Source organism: Deltaproteobacteria bacterium (genome assembly GCA_022340465.1).
Taxonomy (GTDB): domain Bacteria; phylum Desulfobacterota; class Desulfobacteria; order Desulfobacterales; family B30-G6; genus JAJDNW01.
Genome location: JAJDNW010000013.1, coordinates 1 through 24163, shown reverse-complemented (window position 1 = coordinate 24163; position 24163 = coordinate 1). Strand labels below are relative to the sequence as shown.

The 24163-nt window shown below is 53.3% G+C and carries 22 protein-coding genes; 9 read left to right on the top strand and 13 right to left on the bottom strand.

Annotated elements, in window-relative coordinates:
• Positions 1 to 113: 113 nt before the first annotated feature.
• The 8 genes from LJE94_02280 to LJE94_02245 form a co-directional block, all read right to left on the bottom strand.
• Complete coding sequence (locus LJE94_02280; GenBank protein ID MCG6908934.1) at positions 114 to 1493, bottom strand: aminotransferase class III-fold pyridoxal phosphate-dependent enzyme; 1380 nt, start codon at positions 1491 to 1493, stop codon at positions 114 to 116.
• A 17-nt stretch (positions 1494 to 1510) separates the two neighbouring features.
• On the bottom strand, positions 1511 to 1939 hold the full coding sequence (locus LJE94_02275) for a hypothetical protein (GenBank protein MCG6908933.1): 429 nt from the start codon (positions 1937 to 1939) through the stop codon (positions 1511 to 1513).
• A gap of 130 nt (positions 1940 to 2069) precedes the next feature.
• Positions 2070 to 3524, bottom strand: coding sequence for a CoA-acylating methylmalonate-semialdehyde dehydrogenase (locus LJE94_02270; protein MCG6908932.1), 1455 nt, complete (start codon positions 3522 to 3524; stop codon positions 2070 to 2072).
• Positions 3525 to 3566: 42 nt separating this feature from the next.
• Positions 3567 to 4307, bottom strand: coding sequence for a FadR family transcriptional regulator (locus LJE94_02265; protein ID MCG6908931.1), 741 nt, complete (start codon positions 4305 to 4307; stop codon positions 3567 to 3569).
• A 297-nt stretch (positions 4308 to 4604) separates the two neighbouring features.
• On the bottom strand, positions 4605 to 5072 hold the full coding sequence (locus LJE94_02260; protein MCG6908930.1) for a hypothetical protein: 468 nt from the start codon (positions 5070 to 5072) through the stop codon (positions 4605 to 4607).
• Between the two features lie 21 nt (positions 5073 to 5093).
• Positions 5094 to 5459, bottom strand: coding sequence for a hypothetical protein (locus LJE94_02255; protein MCG6908929.1), 366 nt, complete (start codon positions 5457 to 5459; stop codon positions 5094 to 5096).
• 135 nt (positions 5460 to 5594) lie between these two features.
• Positions 5595 to 7163: a purine/pyrimidine permease gene (locus LJE94_02250; GenBank protein ID MCG6908928.1), complete on the bottom strand. Its 1569-nt coding sequence runs from the start codon at positions 7161 to 7163 to the stop codon at positions 5595 to 5597.
• A gap of 162 nt (positions 7164 to 7325) precedes the next feature.
• Positions 7326 to 8195 (bottom strand): acyltransferase, encoded by an 870-nt coding sequence (locus LJE94_02245; GenBank protein ID MCG6908927.1) that lies wholly within the window; start codon positions 8193 to 8195, stop codon positions 7326 to 7328.
• A gap of 523 nt (positions 8196 to 8718) precedes the next feature.
• Here LJE94_02245 and LJE94_02240 point away from each other — a divergent pair.
• The 3 genes from LJE94_02240 to hydA all read left to right on the top strand — a co-directional run bounded on the left by LJE94_02240 (position 8719) and on the right by hydA (position 12909).
• Positions 8719 to 10056, top strand: coding sequence for an NAD(P)-dependent oxidoreductase (locus tag LJE94_02240; GenBank protein MCG6908926.1), 1338 nt, complete (start codon positions 8719 to 8721; stop codon positions 10054 to 10056).
• Positions 10057 to 10220: 164 nt separating this feature from the next.
• A complete protein-coding gene (gene preA, locus LJE94_02235; protein MCG6908925.1) occupies positions 10221 to 11534 on the top strand; it encodes an NAD-dependent dihydropyrimidine dehydrogenase subunit PreA in 1314 nt (437 codons plus the stop codon).
• Positions 11518 to 12909, top strand: coding sequence for a dihydropyrimidinase (gene hydA, locus LJE94_02230; GenBank protein MCG6908924.1), 1392 nt, complete (start codon positions 11518 to 11520; stop codon positions 12907 to 12909). The genes preA and hydA overlap by 17 nt, the downstream gene beginning before the upstream one ends.
• A gap of 39 nt (positions 12910 to 12948) precedes the next feature.
• Here the strand turns inward: hydA and LJE94_02225 are convergent, their stop codons facing one another.
• Positions 12949 to 13398 carry a DMT family transporter gene (locus LJE94_02225; protein ID MCG6908923.1) on the bottom strand — a complete coding sequence of 150 codons (450 nt, stop codon included), beginning with the start codon at positions 13396 to 13398 and terminating at the stop codon, positions 12949 to 12951.
• Between the two features lie 92 nt (positions 13399 to 13490).
• Here LJE94_02225 and LJE94_02220 point away from each other — a divergent pair, with 92 nt between their 5' ends.
• Positions 13491 to 14258, top strand: a complete 768-nt coding sequence (locus tag LJE94_02220; GenBank protein MCG6908922.1) for an amidinotransferase — start codon at positions 13491 to 13493, stop codon at positions 14256 to 14258.
• A gap of 106 nt (positions 14259 to 14364) precedes the next feature.
• Here the strand turns inward: LJE94_02220 and LJE94_02215 are convergent, their stop codons facing one another.
• From LJE94_02215 to gtfA, 4 genes are all read right to left on the bottom strand, one after another.
• Positions 14365 to 15153, bottom strand: coding sequence for a sensor histidine kinase (locus tag LJE94_02215; GenBank protein MCG6908921.1), 789 nt, complete (start codon positions 15151 to 15153; stop codon positions 14365 to 14367).
• A gap of 122 nt (positions 15154 to 15275) precedes the next feature.
• On the bottom strand, positions 15276 to 15938 hold the full coding sequence (locus tag LJE94_02210; GenBank protein MCG6908920.1) for a response regulator transcription factor: 663 nt from the start codon (positions 15936 to 15938) through the stop codon (positions 15276 to 15278).
• A gap of 180 nt (positions 15939 to 16118) precedes the next feature.
• Positions 16119 to 16508, bottom strand: coding sequence for a response regulator (locus tag LJE94_02205; protein ID MCG6908919.1), 390 nt, complete (start codon positions 16506 to 16508; stop codon positions 16119 to 16121).
• Positions 16509 to 16553: 45 nt separating this feature from the next.
• A complete protein-coding gene (gene gtfA, locus LJE94_02200) occupies positions 16554 to 18002 on the bottom strand; it encodes a sucrose phosphorylase (GenBank protein ID MCG6908918.1) in 1449 nt (482 codons plus the stop codon).
• A 595-nt stretch (positions 18003 to 18597) separates the two neighbouring features.
• Here gtfA and LJE94_02195 point away from each other — a divergent pair.
• The 5 genes from LJE94_02195 to LJE94_02175 all read left to right on the top strand — a co-directional run bounded on the left by LJE94_02195 (position 18598) and on the right by LJE94_02175 (position 23870).
• The gene (locus LJE94_02195) at positions 18598 to 18792 is read left to right on the top strand and encodes a hypothetical protein (GenBank protein ID MCG6908917.1); all 195 of its coding nucleotides are present in this window, start codon (positions 18598 to 18600) and stop codon (positions 18790 to 18792) included.
• Between the two features lie 47 nt (positions 18793 to 18839).
• Complete coding sequence (locus tag LJE94_02190; protein MCG6908916.1) at positions 18840 to 19130, top strand: hypothetical protein; 291 nt, start codon at positions 18840 to 18842, stop codon at positions 19128 to 19130.
• A gap of 41 nt (positions 19131 to 19171) precedes the next feature.
• A complete protein-coding gene (locus LJE94_02185) occupies positions 19172 to 19615 on the top strand; it encodes a universal stress protein (GenBank protein MCG6908915.1) in 444 nt (147 codons plus the stop codon).
• Positions 19616 to 20125: 510 nt separating this feature from the next.
• A complete protein-coding gene (locus LJE94_02180; GenBank protein MCG6908914.1) occupies positions 20126 to 21427 on the top strand; it encodes a glycosyltransferase in 1302 nt (433 codons plus the stop codon).
• Between the two features lie 178 nt (positions 21428 to 21605).
• Positions 21606 to 23870, top strand: a complete 2265-nt coding sequence (locus LJE94_02175; protein ID MCG6908913.1) for a hypothetical protein — start codon at positions 21606 to 21608, stop codon at positions 23868 to 23870.
• The last annotated feature ends 293 nt before the right edge of the window (positions 23871 to 24163 follow it).

The window sequence follows — 24163 nt, the reverse complement described above, 5'->3', positions numbered from 1 at the left end:
ACTATCAGCTATGAGCTGTCCCATGAAACCCTGGACCCCTTGGACCCTTTAATTCATCTGCATGGATGAAAACGGCCCGGAGCGAACACCTGATTCACTCCGGGTTGAAAGACCTAATACTCGGTTGACCGTGATACCGGCACAGCCGTGTCCGCAGCGTCCCGGTCGCCGACGGCGAGAGCCCGGTCGAGGATGGCGATGGCGTCGTCGACTTCGGCTTCGCTGATGATCAGGGGCGGCGCTATGGTCAGGGTGTCATACCAGGCAGCGATGTATAAGCCGTTTTGCATGGCTTCACCGGCGATTTTTCCCGCCATCAGTGGTTTGCCGCTGAGCTTGTCGGCCTTGACGTCGAAGGGCTCCCTGGTTTCCCGGTTTTTTACGATTTCGAGGGCGTAGAAATGGCCCAGTCCCCGTACATCGCCTACGCAGGGATGCTTTTCACCCAATTCGAACAGTCTTTCCTTCAAGTAAGGGCCGACTTTTTGGGGCAACCCCGTATCCAAAAGCTTCTTGTACTCTGCCACGGCCGGTTTGACCGCGGAAAGCGACATCGCGTGGAATGCGTAGGTGTGTCCGTGGCAGAAGAATTCGTCTTCAAAGAAATCGGCCACTGACTTGGTGGTTGCGGTGATGCCTAGCGGCATGTAGGCGGAGGTGCACCCCTTGGCCGTGGTCATGATGTCCGGGAGAACGTCCCAGTTCTGCATGGCAAAGGCCGGGCCTGTCCTGTACCAGCCGGTCATGACTTCATCCGCTATGAGCAGTACGTCGTTTTCATCGCAGATCTTGCGCAGAATGGGGAAGTACTCGGGGGGCGGAACCAGGCGGCCGTTGGTGCCCACGACCGGTTCGACGAACACGGCGGCGACATTGCCCTCCTCCTTGATCATGTAGTCCAGGTAGCGGGCGCATTGGACCTTGCAGTCGGGGTAGGTCTGACCGAAGGGGCAGCGGTAGCAGTAGCAGTCGGGGGCGAAGCAGACGCCGTCCACCGTGTAACGCACCCTTTCCACCGGCCATCTGCGCGGGTCACCGGTAAGGGCCATGCCTGCAGGCGTTGCCCCGTGGTAGGAGTGATAGCGCGAGATCACCTTGAAAGACGGTGCCTTGGACTGACGGGTGATTACCAGGGCGCCGTCATTGGCCTCCGTGCCGCTGGTCGAAAAAAAGAATTTATCCAGGCCGGCGGGCATCACCGTTCTCAACGCCTCGATGGCTTCCACGGCGACCTCCGTGGTAAAACCCGGGGCCACATAGGGCAGCTTATCGGCCTGTTTTTTGATGGCGCTGATGATAGCCTGGTTTTTGTGACCCAGATTGGAGCACATCAATTGGGAAGAGAAATCGATGTAGCGTTTGCCGTTCTTGTCGACAATGTAGACGCCTTCGGCGTCGTCGATGAGCAGGGGCGCCTTCCAGTTTTTCTGCCAGTTCCAGGTACCGAAACTGTGGGCGGCCATCTCCTTGACCCTGTTTTCCATATCGCTCATGGCACGATCCTCCTGTTCTATAGGGTATCCAGTTTTCTCAAGTGGGCGGTATGCTTTTTACCGATGGTTTTCAATGCCCGTGACACTTCGGACAGCGCCTTGATTTTAACGGCGGCATCAGTGTAGTAGCGTTCCGCCCTCTTTTCGAGGCAGCGGGCGGAGTCGAGGATGTCCCCGATACTTTCAGCTTCCGCCGGGTCGACCTCTTCGCAATAGGGCGCCCGGGTGAAGTCGTTGATCTTTTCCAGGATCATTTCGGTGACGTTTTCGCGCCGGGTGCGCTGCACGGTTTTGATGTTTTTGCGGGCATCTTTTAAAAATTGTTCGAAGAGGTCCTTTTGATCGGAAAAGGCGGGATTGGCCGCCACGGCGGCATAAAAGTCCTCGTCCTGCTTTTCCAGCTCTTCTGCAAAGCTTAAAATACTCCCGAAATTGATAAGCGGCATGTCATTCTCCTCATACGTTAACCTAATTTGAAACGCTCAACTTGGGTGGAAACAATTCATTTAAGGCGTTCCGGCGGCGGTGGCCCCACCATGCTGCACGGTGGTGGGGCCCGCCACTGTTTCTAATGGATTAGAACCAACGCTGTATGACCACTTTCGTGTCGGTGAAGAAGTTGAATATTTCCTGTCCATGACCCTTGGTGTCGCCGAACATGGAGTTGCCGGAGCCGCCGAAGGGGAAGAAACTCATGGGGGCGGCGATACCGATGTTGATGCCGACCATGCTCGGTTTGACCCGATACTTGAATTCACGCGCCGCTGGCCCGCTATTCGTATAGATGCAGGCGGCGTTGGCATAGCCGCGGGTGTTGATCAGTTCGATGACCTCGTCCAGGTTTTTGGTGCGGACGATGCTCACGACGGGTCCGAAAATTTCTTCTTTGGCGATGGTCATATCCGGGGTGACGTTATCGAATATGGTGGGGCCGACAAAGAAGCCGTTGGGGTAGCCGTCGACTTCATAGTTGCGGCCGTCAAGCACAAGCTCGGCGCCTTCTGCGATGCCTTTTTCAATGTACCCCAGCACCCTTTCCTTGTGGGCGGCACTGATCACGGGGCCCATGAAGGTTTGTTCATCCAGCCCGTCGCCCACCTTGATCTCCTTGACGGCGGCCACGAATTGTTCCTTGAGTTTATCCGCGATATCCCCTACCGGTGCGAGAATCGAACCGGAAAGGCAGCGCTGGCCGGCACAACCGTAAAACGATGTGGTCAGGGAAGGCATACCGGCATTCAAGTCGGCATCCGGCATGATGGCCACGATGTTCTTGGCGCCGCCGAGAGCCTGCACGCGTTTACCGGTTTCGCCGCAGCGCTGGTATATGTATTTGGCCGTGGGGGTCGAGCCGACAAAGGAGATGCCTTCGATATCCGGATGGTCCAGAAGCGCGTTGACCACGTCGCGTGATCCGTGGACCATGTTGACAACACCTTCCGGGAAACCCACCTCTTCCACGATTTCAAATATTTTGGTCTGCGTCATGGGCACCTGCTCGGAGGGTTTGACAATGAAGGTGTTACCGGTGACCAGAGCGTAGGGCAGGAACCACCAGGCGACCATGCCGGGGAAGTTGTAGGGCACGATGGCCGCAAAAACCCCCATGGGCTGGCGATGCCCGTAGCAGTCGATGTCCTTGGCGATATCTTCCAGCGTGTAACCGCACATCAGGGTGGTGACACCGGTGGCGTGTTCCACGTTCTCGATCATGCGGCGGACCTCTCCGCGGGATTCGTCGATCGCTTTGCCCTGTTCGGTGGTGAGTACTCTGGCAATTTCTTCGAAGTTTTCCTCAAACGCGTCCTTGAGGCGGAACAGGTAGCGGGCCCTGGTAAGCGGTGGCGTGGCTCGCCATTCCGGGAAAGCCGCCCTGGCCGCTTTGACGGCCGCATCCACGTCTTCCCTGGTTCCATAGGGCACCTGGGCGATTTTTTCACCCTTGGCCGGGTTCCAAACATCACCGAATGTCGTGGTGTTCGAATCGACCCATTCATCGTTAATGTAGTTTTTAATCACTGGTAAGCTCATGTCGTCCCTCCTGTTTTAAAATTAGGTTTTCTAAATGAAAATTTAGGCTTGTTTGAGACATGCCTGCCACAAGTCGATGCCCTCTTTCAGTTTGGCCAGATGATCTTCGACCTCCTGTACATGGCGATACATCTCGGCGGCGGCTCTTTCGCTATCCTTGTCAGAAATGGCCGCGTATATTCTTTCGTGGGCGTCCAGCACGGATTTGGAAAAATCCATATCGGGTTTGAGAACTTTTTTGAAATCTTCCAGCAGATCTTCGACAAAGTCGAGCAGGAGGACCAGAATGGGGTTGTTGGTTGTCTGGGCAATCACCCGGTGAAAGTCGATTTCGTTGCGACTCATCTCCTGCATGAATTTTTTATCGAGGTTTTCCCAGGCCCTGGCGTTGAGTCCGCCGAGAATGCGAAGGCCCTCTTCGGGCATGGTTTCGGCAGCCCGTCTGGCAGCGTGCGGCTCGATCAGTTTACGCAGTTCGGACAGGTTCTCGATGGTGAGGTCTTTGAAATAGAGGAAATTGGCCAGACTTTGCTTGGTGACCTCGATGTCGACTTCAACGATGTGGGCACCGCCGCCGATGCCTTTGCGGACATCGATCAGGCCCATGTGTTCCAGGGCCCGCAACGATTCCCTGAGGGTCTGCTTGCTCACGCCGAACTGCTCCACCAGTGCCTTTTCCGGCGGCAGAACGTCGCCGGGTTTGAGCCGGCCCTTTAAAATTGCCGTGCGGATTTGTCCGATAATTTTTTGGGTCACCGTGCTGGTTCGCGCTGTTTTAAACATGATGCCTCACAAGGGCTTGGACACTAGGATGAAGACCCGATCAAGTGTCTTTTATCCGCTCAATAAGGTATCCAAAATCCTTTGTCAACCGGAATGTGAGAAATATTTGTATAAAACAAATATTATAAATATTATGATATTTAGATTTATTTATTCAACATATTGATATTAAAAGATAATTATCTTTATCTAAAACCGATGTTTCATAAGGCACAAGGCGCAGTGCCCGTTTCACAGCCTCACGCTTCACGTCTAACGTCTAACGATTCACTGCTTACGCCTTACGTCGGATTTCGTTTAATCTTGCGGGGGGGGCGTATTTTTCAACAGATTGTTTTCTATGGCACGGATCCACTGGGGCGGGTAAGGAACTTTGAAGGCGACGCTGTCCCGGTCGCGGTTTTCGTTGATGAAGTCGATTTTCATGACGGACTGATGCAGCTCGACGCCTTTGATGCTGCTGTCCGGGTACACGCGGGCGATGTTTTGCCCGATAATTTCCAGTTCCAGCCGGGCGGTCCGGCTGCGGTAAAACAGCCGGTCTTCGAGGAGCAGCAGGAACCCGCTGCTTTTCCCCGGCTTTCCCGGTTCGGCCTCGCGGCCGAAATAGTTCACTCCGAAACTCATGGCCAGAATTTTGGCATGACCGAACCGCTTTTCGATCCACTGGCGGTCGCGCCAGCGGATGAAGGCGATATAGCCGATGATGCCGAAAAAGATAAGGGCGATGTAGACCCATTGCTGATTGGCGTAGAGATTTTGCATGATGACCAGTGGTTACCTTATTTACGTATACTGAGCCAAGTACACCACCAGCTTCTTGCGCGTCAGCTTGTGGCGGTAGCCGCCGCGGCTGCCCATGGCCTCCAGGATCGAATCGGCAATCTCTTCATCGGAGTGCCCCGCGGCGCGCATCTCCCGAATGCGCTCCCCGTTCAATTCGATCAGATTGCGAAATCCTTCGCTGTCACGGTTGAAGAACACCACGAAGCCGAGCACGAAAACGATCAGCGAAGATACCATGGCGACGGTGACGTCCCAGGACGGATCGGGAAACAACGATCTGAGCAGGCTGTCGGGGTTGCCGGCATTCAGAATGGCATACATGGCCACGAGGCCGAAGGCGATCAGTAATGTGTATACAAATTTCATAAACGGCATCGAGCGTATCGTCGTGAGGCGTGGAATGAAATAACGAACGGAGGGCAGGCCGAAAGGGTCTGCCCTCCGTATAGGCTCCAACAGCGGCGAAGCCGCGGGCACCAAAAGAACGCCGTTCTTTTAGGTTTAGATGGGCCTCATCTCGCCTTCTTTCATGGCGGCCCACTGGGCCTCGGCCTCTTCCCAGGCTTCATCGGAGGCTTCGCTCTCCCAGATTTCCAGGCCTCTTTCGGCGCGGGTGGCGCCGGGAAGCAGGTTGTCCAGGATAATGCCGATGATGGCGGTAACGGCCATACCCGTGCTTATGATGGCCTGGATGATGTTGCCGATGACGTTGATGAAGCTGCCCGGGGTCCCCCATGCGAGAGCGCCGCTGACGATCTGACCCGTTCCCGCATCAACATGGGCGGTGAACCAGAAGGGGACGCTGAGGCCGGCAAAGAAGCTGAGGCCGATGATGAACAGGTTCCGTGAGTTGTTCAGGTTGACGATCTGCAGGTTGGAAAGACCCACCGAGGCGATCATACCGAAGAGGCCCACGAACATGGCCCCGACAACCGGCATGGGCAACGTGGCCAAAACGGCCCCGAATTTGCCGATGATCGGAATGATCAGCATGACGGCCGCCCCGCAGCGCACCACGCGCCGGCTGGCGACCTTGGTCAGGCCGATGGAGCCGATGTTCTCGGAGTAGGTGGTCGTGCCGTTGGCCGTCTGCATGATCCCGGCCACCAGGCAGCCCAGGCCCTCGGCGCCCAGGCCCCTGGAAATCATATTGCCCGTGGGCACGGGGGCTTCGGAGATGCGGGCGCAGGCGTAGTAGTCGCCGATGGATTCGATCATGGAGGCCAGGTAACCGGCCAGCATGCCGAAAACGCCGGCCCACAGCACGGAACTGCCGAAGTTCGGGAAACCCCACTTGAACGGCATCATGGGCATGAAGCTGATCCAGGATGCCGAACCGATCAAGCCGAGCTTGCCGGTCAGGTTGGCGGCGTTGCCGTCTGGAATCAGGCCGGTGATGGTTCCCAGAAGCGAGAGGATCCAGCCCGTGGCAATGGCCAGCAGCACCGGAAACAGCATGAACACTCTCGATTTCTGGGAAAACACCTGCGAGTAGAGAATCAGGGAGATCAAGGTGACGAGAGAGATGACCCAGTTGGTGGCCATCCAGGGGGCGCCGATACCGAAAAGCGCCAGACCGATCATGGCGATGGTGGGGCCGATGACGATGGGGCTGATCAGCTTGCGCACCTGGCCCATAATGCCCGTGTAGCCCAGCACGATTTCAACCACGGATGCGATCATGATGGCGCCGGCAACCATCTGGATTTTCAACTGCCACAAGGGGATGCCTGCACTGGTAGCCAATTCGGCGGTGCACAGGCCGAGTATCGCGAATGTGGGCCCTAAAAAAGAAAACGTCCCGCCCTGAATAACCGGCAGCTTGTTGCCGAGGGGGGACTGCTGAATGAGGGTGCACAATCCCGAGGTAAAAAAGATGGTGGAGATCAACAACGCCAGTTGATGGGGGGGCAGCCCCATAGCGCCGCCGACGATGAAGGGGATCAGTACGGTCGCCCCGAACATGGTCAGGTACTGCTGGATACCCAGTAGTATGGCGAGGCCCCATTTGGGCTTGCTCCCGATAGGGTAAACGATCCAGTGTTTGTGTTCCTTCTGTTCTTCGCTCATAGGTTCTCCTTTCCTCCTTCCATGGTTGTCCCGCACACGGGATTATTTGGATATAACATATCAGATCTTGATCGCTTGCCGAAGCAGGTGTTTTCAGGCTGCTCACGATGCTTGTCGAGGTAGCGGCGCAGCCGCGTTTCATGACAGTGCACAGCGATGTTATTATGGCAATTGCTGACAGATTTCCGTGTACATTTCCGGCCGTCGGTCCCGGAAGAATTGCCATCCGTCCCTGACTTCGCGAATCAACTCCAGATCCAGATCCGCGATCACCACCTCGTCCTTGTCCTCGCTGCCTCTGACCATAATCTCGCCGCGCGGGTCGACAAAGTAGCTGGAGCCGTAAAAGCGGCCGAATTCCCATGGTTTTTCAAGCCCGACCCGATTGTTGGCACCGATAAAGACCCCGTTGGCCACGGCTTGGGCCGGTTGCTCCAGTTCCCAGAGGTACTGGGATTTTCCCGCGGTGGTCGCCGAGGGGTTAAACAGGATTTCAGCGCCGTTGAGGGCCAGGACACGGGCGCATTCGGGAAAATGGCGGTCATAGCAGATGAATATGCCGATTTTAGCGTAAGCGGTCTGAAACACCGGGAATCCGAGGTTGCCGGGCTTGAAATAGAACTTTTCCCAGAAGCCGGGCCAGGTGTGCGGTATCTGAACCTTCCTGAACTTGCCCAGGTATTTACCGTCGGCATCCACTACGGCGGCGGTATTGTAGTACACGCCATCCAAGGCCATTTCGTATACCGGAATGACCATCACCATGTTGTACGTTTTGGCATATTCGGCCAACCTGTCGGTGGTGGGCCCGGGAACCGTTTCGGCCGTGGCATACCACTTGGTGTCCTGTTCGGCGCAGAAATAGGGGCCGTAGAATATTTCCTGCAGGCAGAGGATGTTGACCCCTTTCTCACCGGCTTCCTCGATAAGCGGGATGTGTTTTTCGATCATGGCCGCCTTGATGTCCGCAGGGCTGCCATCGTGTTTGGCGTTGGAGGCTTGGATGTGGGCGCATTTGACGATTCTTGACATGACGAACCCCTTTCATGGTCGTAATGTGTTGGTTTTCAGCCTGCGGTCAGCCATCCGAATAGGTTTGTCCTATATCGAGAAAGCCTGCCGCTAGCTGTCTTTGTGATTGGAACATAAACGATCGGAGACGTGGTGTCTTTGAAGCATGCCGCCTGCGGGAAGCTCCGAGCCCCTGCATGACGGATGATCACCTATATGTAGCTATAATTTGTCCGTTTTGTAACCTAGGAATCGAGCGGTCGTCAAGGTTTTTTAGGGGCAGGGCGACAATAAAAAAAACCGATTGCCTTGGACGCCTGTCCACACCCTGCGGTGGGGTCTGGGCAGCGTCGTGAACGTTCACCCCGATCAGTGATAGATTAAATTTTTTTATTGTCATCCCAAAGAGATTGAATTATAATTACTTTTTTTATTCAGGCTTAAATTGCCCTTGTAGCGACAAGCGGGGGGCGTGATGCGTAACCGTTGCATCAGGCAAAGAATTCAGTAGATCTCTAAAGAGACAGAGACAAGGAGGGAGCCTGTGAGTTACCTGGAAAAGTTCAGCAAAATGAAAGAAGGGTTCGACCTGGGGCAGGCCATCGCCGAGGCAGACCGCTGTCTGCTATGCCATGACGCACCGTGTTCCAAGGGATGCCCCGCGGAAACCGATCCGGCAACTTTCATCAGGAAGCTGCGATTCCGCAATGTGGTTGGTGCTGTCCGCACCGTAAAAACCAACAATGTTTTGGGAGGGGCCTGTGGGGTATTATGCCCGACCGCCGAGCTGTGTGAAAAGGAGTGCAGCGCGACAGGTATCGGGAAGCCCATCGCCATCGGCAAAATTCAACGCTTCCTGATCGAGCATGCCCGGAATACGGGTATCACCGTGCTCGAAAAGGGGGACGCGCGACCGGAAAAAGTGGCGGTCGTAGGGTCGGGTCCGGCTGGGCTGAGTTGCGCCGCCGAACTGGCCAAAGAAGGCTACCCGGTCACGGTTTTCGAAGCGCGCCCGGAGCCGGGGGGCGTCCTGCGCTACGGGGTGGTATCCTACCGGTTTGACATGGATTTCCTGGCCGGCGAGATGGAGGACATTAAAAAACTGGGCGTCGAGTTCAAGTGCTCGGCTCCGATAGATGCGGAGAACGGGGCTGAAGACCTTCTCGAGAAAGGCTACCGGGCCGTTTTCCTGGCACCGGGTTTGTGGGATGCCGTGCGTCTCAAAGACGGCGGTGCGGATGTGGAGGGCCTATACAGTTCGGTGGCCTACCTCCAAGGGCTGCGCGACGGGAGCATCGATGCATACGCCCGCAAAATCGAAAACAAGACCGTGGCGGTGGTCGGCGGCGGCTCCGTGGCCATGGACTGTGTGGGATCGGCCATCCGGCTGGGCGCCAGGGATGTTTATCTCGTTTACCGGCGCTCCTATACCCAGATGCCGGCCGAAGAGGATGAAAAGATGGATGCGCTTCAGGAAGGCGTTCACTTTCTGCTGTTGAACCAGCCCGTGGATATCGTGGCGGACGACAACGGACGCGTTACAGGCCTCAAACTCGTCCGCACGGCCCTGGGGGAAGCGGACGCGTCCGGGCGGCGGGCACCGGTCAACATCGAGGGATCCGAATGGGTCCTGGCGGCCGACCTGGTCATCGAAGCGATCGGCAACAAGGCCGACGAAGCCTCACCGGCTTGGTACCCCAACGTCGATTTGGACGCTAAAAAGTTGATCCGGGTCGATGCCGGTACCGGCAAGACCTCGGTGGCGGGTATCTTTGCCGGCGGCGACATCGTCAGGGGGCCCGCCCTGGTGGTCAAAGCCGTCCAGGACGGAAAGGTGGCGGCAAGGTCCATTAGCGCTTACTTGAACGAGACCTCAATTTAGGTGGGAAAAATATAAAAAGCTAAATCCCAACCCGGGAAAAATTGGAAATTCCAATATCTAAATTCTAAATAATTTCAAATGACTCAATATATCCATGCAAATGAAAGCGGAGAAAAAATCCTGTGCAAACATGATGGGGTTTTCAGTAAATAGGAGGAGATAGCATGTCCAATCAATCCATAGATCTTTCCATCGAATTTTGCGGAAAAACCTTTAAAAATCCGTTTCTGCTTTCCTCGTCTCCGGTGTCCAACAGCGCCGAGATGGTGGCACGGTCGTTTGAAGCCGGCTGGGCCGGGGTGGTCTTCAAAACCTTGAATTCGGATCGTCTGCCCATCATCCACCCCTCTCCGAGAATGAACGCTTTTCACTACGGGGCCAAAAGAGTGGTGGGGGTTCAGAACGTCGAGCAGATATCCGACCGGCCGCTGAAGGACAACCTGGCGGACTTTCTTTACCTGAAAAAACACTATCCGGATCATGTGCTCATTTCCAGCATCATGGGTTTTTCCAACGACGAGTGGGCCTATCTGGCCAAAGTGGCCGAGGACAACGGCGCCGACATGCTGGAGCTCAATTTTTCATGCCCCCACATGTGCATCGAGGGAAGCGGCCACCACGTGGGCCAGGCGTTCGACCTGATTGAAAAATTCACGACAACGGTCAAGAACACCGTTTCCATACCGGTCATCGCCAAGATGACGCCCAACATCACCGACATGAAGGAGCCCGCCCTGCACGCCAAAAACGGCGGGGCCGACGCCATATCGGCCATCAACACGGTGAGCGGCATTTCCGAAATCGGCCTGGATGACCTGGTCCCCAAGCCCAATATTTTCGGTATCGGCGCCGTCAGCGGCACCTCCGGCCCGGCCATCAAGCCCATCGGTCTGCATTTCATCGCCGACATGGCCCAGTGCATGGACCTGGCCCTGCCGCTTTCCGGAATCGGCGGCATCGAAACCTGGATAGACGCTCTGGAATACATCCTGCTGGGGGCGTCGACGATCCAGGTGACCACCGGGATCATGCACTACGGGTACAGGATTGTCGAGGATATGATCGAGGGATTGTCCGACTTCATGGCCCAGCGAGGGGTCGGCAAGGTCAGCGAGTTGGTGGGCAAGGCGCTGCCGAACCTGAAAACCACGGATCATTTCGACCTGGCGCGCCAGGGCATTACCCAGTACGATCTCGAAAAGTGCATTGGCTGCGGGCAATGCTACATCGTTTGCAACGATGCCGCCGGCCAGGCCCTCGAGTGGGATGCCGCGCAGCGCCGGCCGACCTTGATCGAAGACAAGTGCCTCAGTTGCATGATTTGCAGCTTCGTGTGTCCGGTGCCGGGACTGATCACTTTCAAGGAGATGCCCGCAACGTGGCGCCGCAAGGAAACCCAGGTGATGGACAAGAGCCTGGAGAGTGAGATAACGCTAGAACCTTTTACCAAGGAGGGACCCAATGAGTGTACTTGTTAAAGGAGGTACCATCGTAACCTCTACCGGGCGTTATGTCGCCGATGTTTATGCCGAAGGTGACAAGATCAAAACCATCGGCAAGGACCTCGATCAACCCGCGGACGAAGTGGTGGATGCATCGGGAAAATATGTTTTGCCGGGGGCCATCGATCCCCACACTCACATTTCCATGCCGTTCATGGGCACCAGCGCCCAGGATGATTATGAAACCGGAACCGTTGCGGCGGCCTGTGGCGGTGTGACCACGGTGGTGGACTTCGACCTCCAGCAGAAGGGGGAATCCCTGCTCGAGGCCATCGAGAGAAAACAGTCCTGGGCGGCGGGAAAGGTCGCCGTGGACTACTCTTTGCACCCGGCGGTCATGGATCCCCGACCGGAAGTGATTGCCGAGGTGAAAAAAGCGGTGCTGGATTACGGGACGCCCAGTTTCAAGATATTCATGGTGTATGATTTCAGGGTGGATGATGCCACCATGATCAAGTTGCTGGAGGAAACCAAAAAATACGGCGGCCTGGTACAGGTCCACGCCGAGAACGTTTACATCATCCAGCACATGAACGAGGTTCTGGAAAAAGAGGGCAAACTGGCCCCCTATTACCATGCCGTCAGCCGGCCCAACATCGCCGAAGAAGAGGCCATCGCCAGGGCCGCAAAAATGGTGGAACTGACAGGGTCGCGCATTTACATCGTCCACCTGTCCTCCAAAGAGGGCCTTGCCAAGGTGCGGGAAGCCCGCGACAGGGGCGTCGATGTGTTTGCGGAAACCTGTCCGCAGTACCTTCTGATGGATGAAGAGCGCTACAAGGAGCCCGACTTTGCCGGCGCCAAATACGTGATGTCACCGCCGCTCAGGACCACCGAAAGCCTCGAGGCCCTGTGGGGCGGTTTGAACAGCGGGGACCTGCAGGTGGTGGCGACGGATCACTGCCCCTTTGATTTTAAAGGGAAGAAGGACATGTTCGGCAAGGACGACTACAAAAAAATACCCAATGGTGCGCCGGGAATCGAGACCCTGCTGATGCTCATGCATTCGGAGGGTGTAGTCAAGGGGCGCATCAGCCTCGAACGCATGGTGGACCTCGTCTCCACCGGGACGGCGCGCATGTTCGGCCTCAAGGACAAGGGGGAGATAAAGGTGGGCAAGGATGCCGATCTGGTGGTTTTCGACCCGGAGCAGAAGTTCACCATAACCCAGGAGAAGCTGCATCAGAATGTGGACTACACCCCCTATGAGGGAATGGAGATGACCGGAATGCCCTCTATCGTCTATTCCCGGGGAAAAAAGGTTGCCGAGTGGCAGAACGATCGTGTGGCGTTCGTCGGCGAGGTCGGCCGCGGCCGTTTCGTGAAACGCGAGCCCTTTGAAGGCTTCTAAAACCGAATCCACCCAGCCGTTTTCGGCTGGGTGGATGTTTTAGTTCGTACTGATCAGCACCACGCCTCCCACCAGCAGGGCGACCCCCACGATCCGCAGGCCGTTTACCGCGTGGACGGGGTAGCCTACCAATCCGAAATGATCGAGCACGATGGAGGTCAACATCTGGCCGGCTATGATCAGCGCAACCATGGTGCCGGCACTCAACCGGGGGGCCAGGACAACCGTGGCAGCGACCAGAAAAGCGCCCAGAAATCCACCCGACCAGACCCACCATGGGTGTTGGCCCGCACCGGAGAGGCTGGGTACGGGCACGCGCAATACGACGGCGTAGATGACAAGGGCGGCCGTTCCAACGGCAAAGGAAATGGCTGCCGCCAGAATCGGGGATTGGGTCCAGAGGTTAAGCCGGGAGTTGATGCCCGCCTGCGTTGGCAGACAGAATCCTGCTGCGATGGCCAGAGCGAAATAGGGTAGCTGTGAGTTCATGCGTCATGGGGTCCTTATTGGGCAAAGTTAAAAAACAACGGTCGAGAGCCTATCGCTTTTAGAAATACAAAATCCACCTTTTTTTTACAATTATGAAAACCGAATTCACGCGTGCCATCGTCAGAAAGCCCGGCCCCAATTTCGCAGACGGCCTGACAACATCGGACCTGGGCAGGCCGGACTTCGATCTGATGAATACCCAGCACGATGCCTACGTACGCATGCTGAGGGAATTGGGCCTGGCGGTCACCGTCCTGCCGCCTGAAACCGGGTTTCCGGACGCCCACTTCGTAGAGGATACCGCGGTGGTGACTCCCGACATCGCCGTGATCACCAACCCCGGAGCGCCGGCCCGGCAGGGTGAAGAAAAGACCGTCGAAGCGGCGCTCGCGGGTTATCGCACCCTCGCACGGATCGAGCCTCCCGGGACTCTGGACGGCGGAGATGTACTCATGGTAGGCTCGCACTTTTTTATCGGCATTTCGGAAAGAACCAACCGTTCCGGGGCGGAACAGCTGGGCGGCGTTCTGAGCCGCTACGGCAACACCTGGATGCCGGTGTCGGTGGGCGACGGCCTGCACCTCAAGTCGGGCGTGAACATCGTTGGCCCCAACACGCTTCTCCTGACGGAGACGTTCGCCCGTATGGATGCGTTTGCCGCGTATGAGAAAATTCTGCTCGATCCGGATGAATCGTACGCGGGCAACAGCCTGTTGATCAACGGGCATCTGATCGTGCCCCAGGGCTTTCCGCGAACGCAGGCCAAACTCGAATCTTTGGGCATCCCCCTCCACGTGCTGGATGTGAGTGAAGTCCGCAAGATGGACGGCGGGTTGACGTGTCTGTCCCTCCGCTTTTAAGTCGTCCTGAAACGGGCTTAAGCTTACGTATCGGTCCTTAAGGAGGGTCAGCATGTTTTCCGAATCAGTACGGAAAGGTTAAGATGTAAAAGACCCCATGCAGGCATCAGGCAGGAAGAATGGCAGTGACTACGGTTCCCTGACCTGGTTCAGAGTCGATATGGAAGCTACCGCCGTATATTTGGCAGCGTTCCTGCATGGCAAAGAGGCCGTAACCGCTGAGCGGATCCTTATCAGATAATACCTCGGCAACATCGAAACCAAGACCGTTGTCTTCAATTTTGAGACAGATGGAACGATGGTCCTCGCTATATCGCAAGCGTAACCTGACGATATCTGCCTGACTGTGTTTCTCGGCATTAGTGAGCCCTTCCTGGATGATACGGTAAAGGATAATTTTCACATCTTCGGATATATCCCCTTCCCCGATTTCTGGTGTATACTCAATGCGGATCTTTCCATACATTTGTTTGAACTGGCGCAGGTACCATTCGATGGTCGCCATCAGTCCCAGATCATCCAGGGTGGTGGGCCGCAAATGAGCTGAAATACGTTTGGTTTCTTTAATAATATTGAAAAGATAGGTGATCTCCTGATCCAGGGACTCATCCAAGTGGCCGTTATTCTCCTTTCGCATCGATTCCTTTTCTTCGAGACTGAACTTGATAGCCGCCAGGCTGGTACCGATGCTGTCATGGAGTTCCTTGGAAATTGTTCTACGGTCTGCCTCCAACATACTCAGACTTCGTTTGGAAAGCTGTTTTATTCGTTCACGGGAAAGGGTCGGTGCTGTGGCGGTATGCTGATGACCGGTGATTTCCCTTTTCAGTTCGGAAACAACAGCATGGATGTCTCTCTCTCTAATGAGCGAGGATGGTTTCACCTGGTCTGTCACATCTTCCTGGTGGCGCTTTTTATCATATGGTATCTGTCGCCTTTTTGTCATAATCGGTGTCGCGTTCAGAGGTTCATGCCCGATGCTTCAATGCTGACGGCTGTCCGGCAGGCAGTGTGAGATTATTTCGGGGTCTCGACCAGACCTTTTTGGATGGCATAGGCCGTTAGTTGGGCAACATTGTGTAAATCGAGTTTGCCGATCAGGTTGGCGCGGTGTTTCTCAACGGTTTTGACACTGATGTGCAGAAGTTCTCCGATTTCAATGTTGGTGCAGCCTTCTGCCACCAGTTTTAAAACTTCGCGTTCACGCTGCGTAACGCTCTGCCAGCGTGACTTCTTTTTCAGTTTTTTCTGACTTGATAAAAAGCCCTCCATAACCTGATTTGAAATACCCGGGCTGATATATGTTTTCCCTTGTAAAACACTGTCGATTGCCAGCATTAACTCCTGGCGGCTGGAATCCTTGATGCAATAGCCATCAGCGCCTGCTTCGAAGGCCTCCAGAACATGCTGATCGGATTCATGAATGGTCAACAGGAGGATGTGCGTGTCCGGCAATTCGCGTTTGACATCTTTCAACACAGAAATTCCCCCCATTTTAGGCATGGATAGATCCAGCAAGACCATATCCGGTTTTAACTTTCGAATCAGCTTTACAGCTTCGATACCGTCTTCAGCTTCGCCTACAATCTGAATGTCCGCACGTTTGTTGAGCATCGATTTGAGACCATCACGAAAGAGCTGATGGTCCTCGACTATTATCAGTGTTTGTTTTTGTTCCATTTGCGGGCCTTATCGGTCTATGTATCGATGATGGCTGAAAAAGGCAGATATGTGTGAGATCTCACATACGACGCCTATCATTTCAGATTAGAATAGCAGCTAAGGGTGTGTAACCCTATAGTATATAATCCCTCCTGTCAAATTCCAAATTATGCCCAGCGCAAGGTGTGGCTACTATTTTTATGTCGTATTGGCTGTTGGATTGTTTTTTTCGATAAACTCGACCAAACGCTGATAACTTGAATAATTCTTTGAGAAAAAAAAGTCCGCACCGGCATTGAGGATGGCTTGCTCGTATTCTTCGCAATCATCCACCGCAACCACCACAATTTGGGTTTTGGGCAGCTTGCGTCTGATCGTTTTGATCGTCGCAATACAACTTGCGAAAGCGATGGAACTGTCAATGAATACGAGATTCGGTGGGGCGGCTTCCAGACAGCTGTTTGCCTGATCGAGGCGCTCTATTTGGGTAATATCAGCTCGCGGGTATTTTTTCTGAATCATCTTGGCCAACAGTTGGCCAAAGATTTTGCAAGGATCGATAATCCACACGTTTTGGCGGTTTGGCATCAAGAAAAAGTCCTCAATTATGCTTCAACAGTATTATTTTATATATCAAAACGTAACTGTTTTATTGTGGTGGGTCTCGTTATCATAATACACGACTTGATTGTCGTAGTTGTCGAGGTCAATTCTCGCTTTGGCGTGGAAAACACCGTTATTCCATTTTAGCACGACTTGATTTTCGGGAGAGTCCTCTACATGAAACTCGCCATCGAACGCGGGGTAGTTGTTTCTAAACTGCATTAGACGTATCAGCCTTTTTACGATTGGCTTTTTCATTTCAAGATCAATTTCGTCCACCCCGTAATTATGCCGGTTAATGTTACGGCCGGATTTGGTTTTTTCGACCAATTCAATGTCGTTTTTTCCGGCCAGTAACCCCACGTAATATACCTGGGGTATGCCGGGGGCAAAAAATTGAATGATTCTCGCACAAATGTATGAATCATCATTGCATTCGAGAGCTGAGTAGTAGGTTGTGTTCATCTGGTATATGTCTAAATTGTTGTATTTGGCATTATTGTAGTGGCGCTTGGCGTTGGAACCCTTGTCGTACAACTCTTGCAACGTGCGATGGATTTCATCCTGGGACATCAATTCATGGACATCAACGATACCAATTCCATCGTGGGTATCTAAAGTGGTGATCTGTTTTCGAGGACATATGTGCAACCAGTTTATCAAGCACTTGTTGCTGTGGTGGTAAAGCGTGTGAATCACAAGCATGGGCAGGGCAAAATCGTAAACCCAGTAACCTTTTTCACTCATTTTGATCTGATAGGAATAGTGCTCGTGAACCTCCGGCAGGATCTCGACTTGAAAGGGAGAAACACAGTCGTCTAACCAATCAAGCAGCTCCCAAACATCGGGTTCCAAGAAAAAACTGCGCGTTCCAATCTTTATGGTAGTGTAAGCGAATGCATCCAAGCGGATCATGCCAATGTTCCCGCCGGCTAGCTGAATTAAGAATTTGCGCATGATCTTTCTGGTAACGGGTGATTGCCAGTCCAAGTCGATTTGCTCGTTATCAAAGGTCGACCATATCTTCTCTTTGGTGCCGTCGGCACGCTCAATAGTCATATAGGGCGGGCTTGGCTTGCGTGTATAAACCTTTTCAAGGTCCTCCTGGGTGACATTCCCATTGGGGGCTAGTTTGTCGAAGCTTAAGAACATATCTGCATAGGGTGACCGTGATCCATTTTTCAGATAGTCCTGGAAATAAATCGATTGCCTTGAAATGTGATTCACCATGAAGTCGATGATTAGGTCGTATTCCCGGCCAATTCTATCAATATCGGTCCAGGATCCGAAATGTGGGTCGACCTTTTCGTAAGTGATCGGCGAGAATCCCCTGTCTGCGGAGGAAGGATAAAAGGGCAGCAGGTGAATACCGCTGATGGCGTCATGAAGATATTTTTTCAGTGTATAGTGCAGTTCGGGTAGATTTCGTCCCAGACTGTCCGGATAGGTGATTAGTTGGACACCATTTTTTATTGGCATGATCAGAACTCCAATAGATGTGCGAAGAGCTGCCGATAATAGGTCTTTTTATAGTTCAATGTCTATTCTTTGAATCATCATCCTGCCCATCCTGCTCATCGAATGAAAAATATCCAATATGCAGCACGTATCCTCCTTTCGCAATACTCTCTCCCGACGTAATTTCTGTTAAAATCAATACTGCCATATCTGATAATACTATAGTGCAGGTCATCAATACTTAAATAGGGTCGTCCCGGTATTTTACGTACCTGTTGCAAGTATACAGGCAATTTTGGCCGGTGGTTAATCGAAACCAGCGGTATGGGAAAAACCCGGCGGATAGGCTGATTACCAGCATCATAGTCTGGTTCCTCCTATGACAAGGCTTCGACGGCACGAGTTTAGAGCACGTATACATGCACGCTATGCGGCATCTACGGGTTTGCACCCATTTCATTGTCGGCTAAAAATCACTATATTAATCAACACTCGCCAGCGCAACGGCGCAGTGAGCGGATTAATTATAATGCGGCGCTTGCCTGGCGGTCATGATGGGCATGAGTGGTGTACGGATATTAATAATCAACAACTAAGAACATGGAGGCGCATGAAAATGACTGACATGCCAAAAAGAGACATCACTGGAGAATGCGAAGGCGAATGCAAAGACCAGGTTTCAGATCTGCGGAAGGAGCAGCAGGAAAAACTGGATGCAGAGGAGATGGAACATTCAACTGCCGAAACACCCACGGTGGAACATGCCAAGAGCCGTGACAATGCACCTGGCGACTTGGGTGGACATGTGTGATTCGCCTGCTCAGATTCGTCAGGTATCAGGCATAGGGGGAATGCAATGTGATGGAGTTCAGGAACTTACGACGTAACATACTCTCCCGGATCGGACATAAGTGGCTTCGGTCCAATGGGAAAAAACCCATTTTTCTGGATGGCCTCCTATCTGCCTACAATGATATTCCAGAAAAAGAGGTGGAAGGGGCCATCCAGTCGTTAAAAGAGAACGGCTCCATCCTGATTTCCAATGAAAACCAATCGGTTCGATTAACCCGAAAAGGTCTGAAGCAGTTGCAGCTCGTCAAAAAGCCTAACAACAATGAAGCGGTCGTTGTGGCCGGAAAAATTGATTAACGCATAGAACGCTGTACGTGTTTTAAAATGGAGAAAAAACGATGTATAAAAAGATTCTGGTACCTTTGGATGGATCGAAGCTGGCTGAAATTGCTTTGTCGCACGCAGAGTCTCTTGCCGTCCGTTACAAAGCAGACCTTGTCTTCTTGACGGTCATCGATCCGCCAAAAATGGCCGGCAGGAACGGGGCTGCCGTGGATTTGTTTCGGCAAGAAATGGACACAAAAATGCAAGAAGCTGAAATGTATCTAAAGGTGTTGAAAGGCAAGTTTGAAAAGAAAAAGATTCAAGCGAAAATTGTGGTAAGTCTGGGGTCGGTGGTCAAGAACATCATTGATACAGCCGAAAGCGAATCGGTGGACCTGGTGTTAATAGCCAGCCATGGTCGCACCGGCTTACAGCGGGTCTTTTTTGGAAGCGCTGCAGCGGGCGTGCTCAACCGCATCGAACAACCCCTAATGGTCATTCGAAAGCCCCCTGAATAATGAAAGGAGCGAATGTAACATGCCACCAGCATTTCAAACCGAATTACGATGCAGCGGCAGAAAGACGGGCATAACGACGCCCCGGAGATCTCCGTTGAAAGAACCGCCCAATCGACCGCAAAAACCACCGGTCGAGGAGCCCGGAGACGCTCCCGGGGAACCGCCCCCAGAAAACCCACCGCCGGTGGAGGAGCCACCCAATGAACCCAAAGACCCACCCATCAAGGAGCCGCCACGAGAGAATCCAGATCCCAAGGTGCCGGAGCATCCGCCCATGCGGTTAATTGGCGCTTTTGAATACACACCTTTTATAGCCCTTCGCGCTTGCGGGCTGGTGAATAGATGCCCCTTTATCACCAATACTTCGGCCGGCCGTAAAAATCATACATTGTTTGCCATATAATGCTTTCCACCCATAGTAAAATTGCGTTTAATCAGTAGTGTGTATATGTATCAGTGGTGAAACGTTAACCGGCTGGATGCATAAAGGGCGTCCGTATGAATGTTTGCATGTTTACCAATACCTATCTTCCCCATGTCGGCGGCGTGGCCCGATCGATTTCCACCTTTACCCAGGATTTGAGAAATGCCGGGCATGAGGTTATGATCGTGGCGCCGACATTCCCTGGCCATGAAATGCATGACGAAATGGATGCAGGGGTTTTCCGTGTGCCCGCTATTCAGAATTTCAACGGCAGCGATTTTTCCGTCCGCATCCCGATTCCTTTTCTCATTGATGAACAAATTGAGGCATTTTGCCCTGACATTATCCACAGTCATCACCCCTATCTCATGGGGGATGCGGCTTTGAGATCTGCCCGACGCCGAAATTTGCCCCTTATTTTTACGCACCATACGCTTTATGAGGAATACACCCACTACATTGCAGAGAACCCGGAAAAAATGAAACGATTCGCTGCTTTCCTGGCCACCAACTATGCCAATCTTTGCGATGCGGTCGTAGCTCCCAGTGAAAGCGTCAAAAATCTGATAATCGAGCGCGGGGTCAGCGTACCGGTCTCTGAAATTCCAACCGGCGTGGATGTGTCTTTTTTTGGAAACGGGAATGGGAACGTTTTTCGAAAAAAACACCGGATCCCTTCGACCTCTTTTGTGATCGGTCACGTGGGCAGGCTTGCTCCTGAAAAAAACCTAGATTACCTGACGCGGGCAATTGCCCGAACCATGGAAAATCATGCGAATATGTACTTTTTAGTGGTGGGTGAAGGCCCCAGCCAGGAAAGGATTCTCAATATCTTAAAAAAGAAGGCGTTTGAGGATCGTTTGACCATTACAGGCAGTCTGACCGGACAAACCCTTGTGGACGCCTACCATGCCATGAATCTATTTGCCTTTGCGTCCCAAACCGAAACCCAGGGAATGGTTTTAACCGAAGCAATGGCTGCCGGTGTTCCAGTGATAGCATTGGACGCGCCTGGTGCCCGCGAGGTGATCCGCGATGGGCGGAACGGAAGCTTGCTCGAAGGTAGCGCCTCTGTGGAGCGTTTTTCCGACGCGCTGGCTTGGATTGTCGGCATGCCGAAAGATGTAACCAAATGGTCGCAGCATGCCAGAAAAACCGCCCAGAAATTTAGCCGGAAAAGAAGCGCAGATAAACTGTCAGAATTGTATGCGTATGTTGGAGATGCCGTCGGGGGTGAAAAAGGGCCTAACGCCCGTCCCCTTGATCCCTGGGATAAATTTTTGCATGCCTGTCGCGCGGAATGGGAGCTGGTGAGTGAAAAAGCAGAAAGCATTTTTCAGACGACGAGCAATAAGGAGGACGTTGCCGGGATCAATGAGATGGATTGATCTTTCCGTGAAGGGTATTGAGCTCATGCTAAAACTTTTCCCAGACATGTGTGTGTCGTGAGGCTCCTGAACCTGCCACGCTGTATTGGGACAGACAATGAAAAAACGCCTGTCCCCTTTTTATCAGCCGAAAAGTTCGCAAGAGATACAATCAGTTGACGTGATCAGGAGATAAAAAATGTGGTTAAAAAAGTGGTTGCCTTGGAAATTCATCATCAAAAAGGCGGTCCGAAGCTATGGCTTTATTGATCCGTTTACCTTGATCGCCAGGCTGCGTCGCTTTGGACACCCTTCGGAGGTGCACGAACCCATTGAATTGTTGCGAGCCGGTGTGATTTTTCATGCCAGGGGCCTGATCAACACACGGGTGATCCAGTACAATCTGGACTGGGTCTGGCCGTTCTGGATCGTTAAACAATTCAAGCCCAACGATCGATCCTTTATTCCCAGGGGATTTGCATTTAGTCACATCAATTTGACCCACCGCAACTGGACCGCTGTGGGACATCCGGAGATGCCTCATTATCCCATTGTCGATCCCAGAGGGCTGATAACCCCCTACCTCGATGGATGGTCTGTCGACTTTTGGATTCTATCCGGCAAACAGTTGTTGGTGCCCGCAAAAGTCGACGGTGCAAAGCAGAGCATGGACTTGGAAAGTGAACAGATTAACGTATCCACACACACCGAGGCGTCGGGCTTGCGGCTTGAGACAACCGTGTGGGTTGCCGAGAGCCCGCAGGGATTTAAGATCTGTGTCCACGCCCGTGGATTTGCGAAAAAAGGCGGGTGGCTGGTTTTGTCGTTGCGCCCATACAATCCGGAGGGGGTGCAGTTTATCGATGAGATCGACTATGATCGCGAGCGGGGTTGTTTCCGAGTCAATAAAGCGACCAACCTCCAGCTGAGTCGGAAGCCCGAAAAGGTACTTTTTTCCACCTATGAGAAGGGTGATGTCGCAAACAATTTGGACGATGTACAGAACGAGAGCTCGGTCTTTTGTGAAATCGGTATGGCCACGGGTGCAGCCTTGTTCCCCATTAAAGAGCGGGAAAGCGTCGATCTGACCGTTACCGCACCGCTGGAGAACACTTCCGCCAAAAAAGCAGACCCCGCGTCCCCCGTTGAAGCCCCATCACATGAAAACTGGCAAACATGGGTTGCTAGATCCGCTCAGCTACGGGTGCCGGACAGCAGGATTCAATTTCTCTATGACGCAGCTGTCCGGACCGTGCTCTTGTTGAGTGCCGGGGAAATTTATCCGGGTCCTTATACGTACAAGCGATTTTGGTTCCGGGATGCCTGTTTCATGCTCAATGCGCTTCTGGGTATCAACCTGCCGGAGCGAGTCAAAAACGTGATTCAAAGGTTTCCGGAAAGGCAGACCCTATCGGGATATTTTCGGTCCCAAGAGGGCGAATGGGACTCCAACGGGCAGGTACTGTGGATTTGCGGTAGGTTTCATGAACTCACCGGAATCGCTTATGACAAGCCGTTCTTGAAAAATTTGTTAAAGGGTGCGGAATGGATTGCTAAGAAGCGCACCATGCCCGGTGAAGGCGTGCCGCATCACGGTTTGTTGCCGGCCGGATTTAGCGCGGAACATCTGGGCCCAAACGACTATTATTACTGGGATGACTTCTGGGGATTGGCCGGATTGAACCAGGCGGCATACCTGGCCACCGAGCATCACTTACCGGGCAAGCATGCCGTTCTGAAGGATCAGGCAGCCCATTTCCGACAGTGCATTTTTGACAGCATTCGGGGGATTCCTGAGAGAAAACGACCGGGTGGGATCCCAGCTTCGCCCTATCGCCGCATGGACGCCGGTGCCATCGGATCCTTGGTCGCGGACTATCCCCTGCAACTGACGGCGCCCGGGGATCCGGACATCGTGAATACCGTCGCCTACTTGATGGAAAACTGTTTTCACTCCAACGCCTTTTTTCAAGACATGATCCATGCAGGGATCAATATTTACCTTACCCTATCCCTTGCTCAAACCCTTTTAAGGGCCAACAACCCGGTTTTCCGGCGGTTGGTGAGAACTGTGGCAGACCTGGCTTCGCCGACCGGGCAGTGGCCTGAGGCGATCCATCCCTTTACCAAGGGCGGTTGCATGGGGGACGGTCAGCACGGCTGGGCGGCGGCAGAATGGTTGATGATGGTGCGCAATATGTTCGTGCGGGAGGAGGGCCGACATATCGTCATCGGTTCCGGCATTTTTCCCGAATGGATTGAAAGCGGTCATGAAATTTCCTTCGGACCGACCCTTGTTGCTGGAGGAACACTGAAGGTTAGCTTACGAAAGTCAGGTGCCGCCGTTTTGCTGAATCTGGACAGCGATCAGCAAACGCTCGGCGGAGAGATAGATATAAATCTGCCGGGATACAAGCGACAGGTGCTAAAGCGTATGCAGAGGACGGTGAGGATTCTAAGCTAAAACGCTTCGACCCTTCATGCATTTTCCTGCCGGCGTAAGAAAGCAAACCGAAAATCAGAAGCCAAAGGACGCGGCTTGTGATTGATGGTCGGTGCTCCCTACATTGCCGGTGGGGTCTGTCTTTAAGCGGCCCTTGATGTCACTCCCTTTCATTGTTTCCTCTTCACAATATGTAATTGGCTATTACGGCCCAGGTTAAAAGTCCCAGAATAATCCAGAATACAGTGCCCAGCGTCAGATACGTCATCTTTTCAAGGTGTTTCTCTTCAGCCATATCGTCCAGTTGGTCCAGT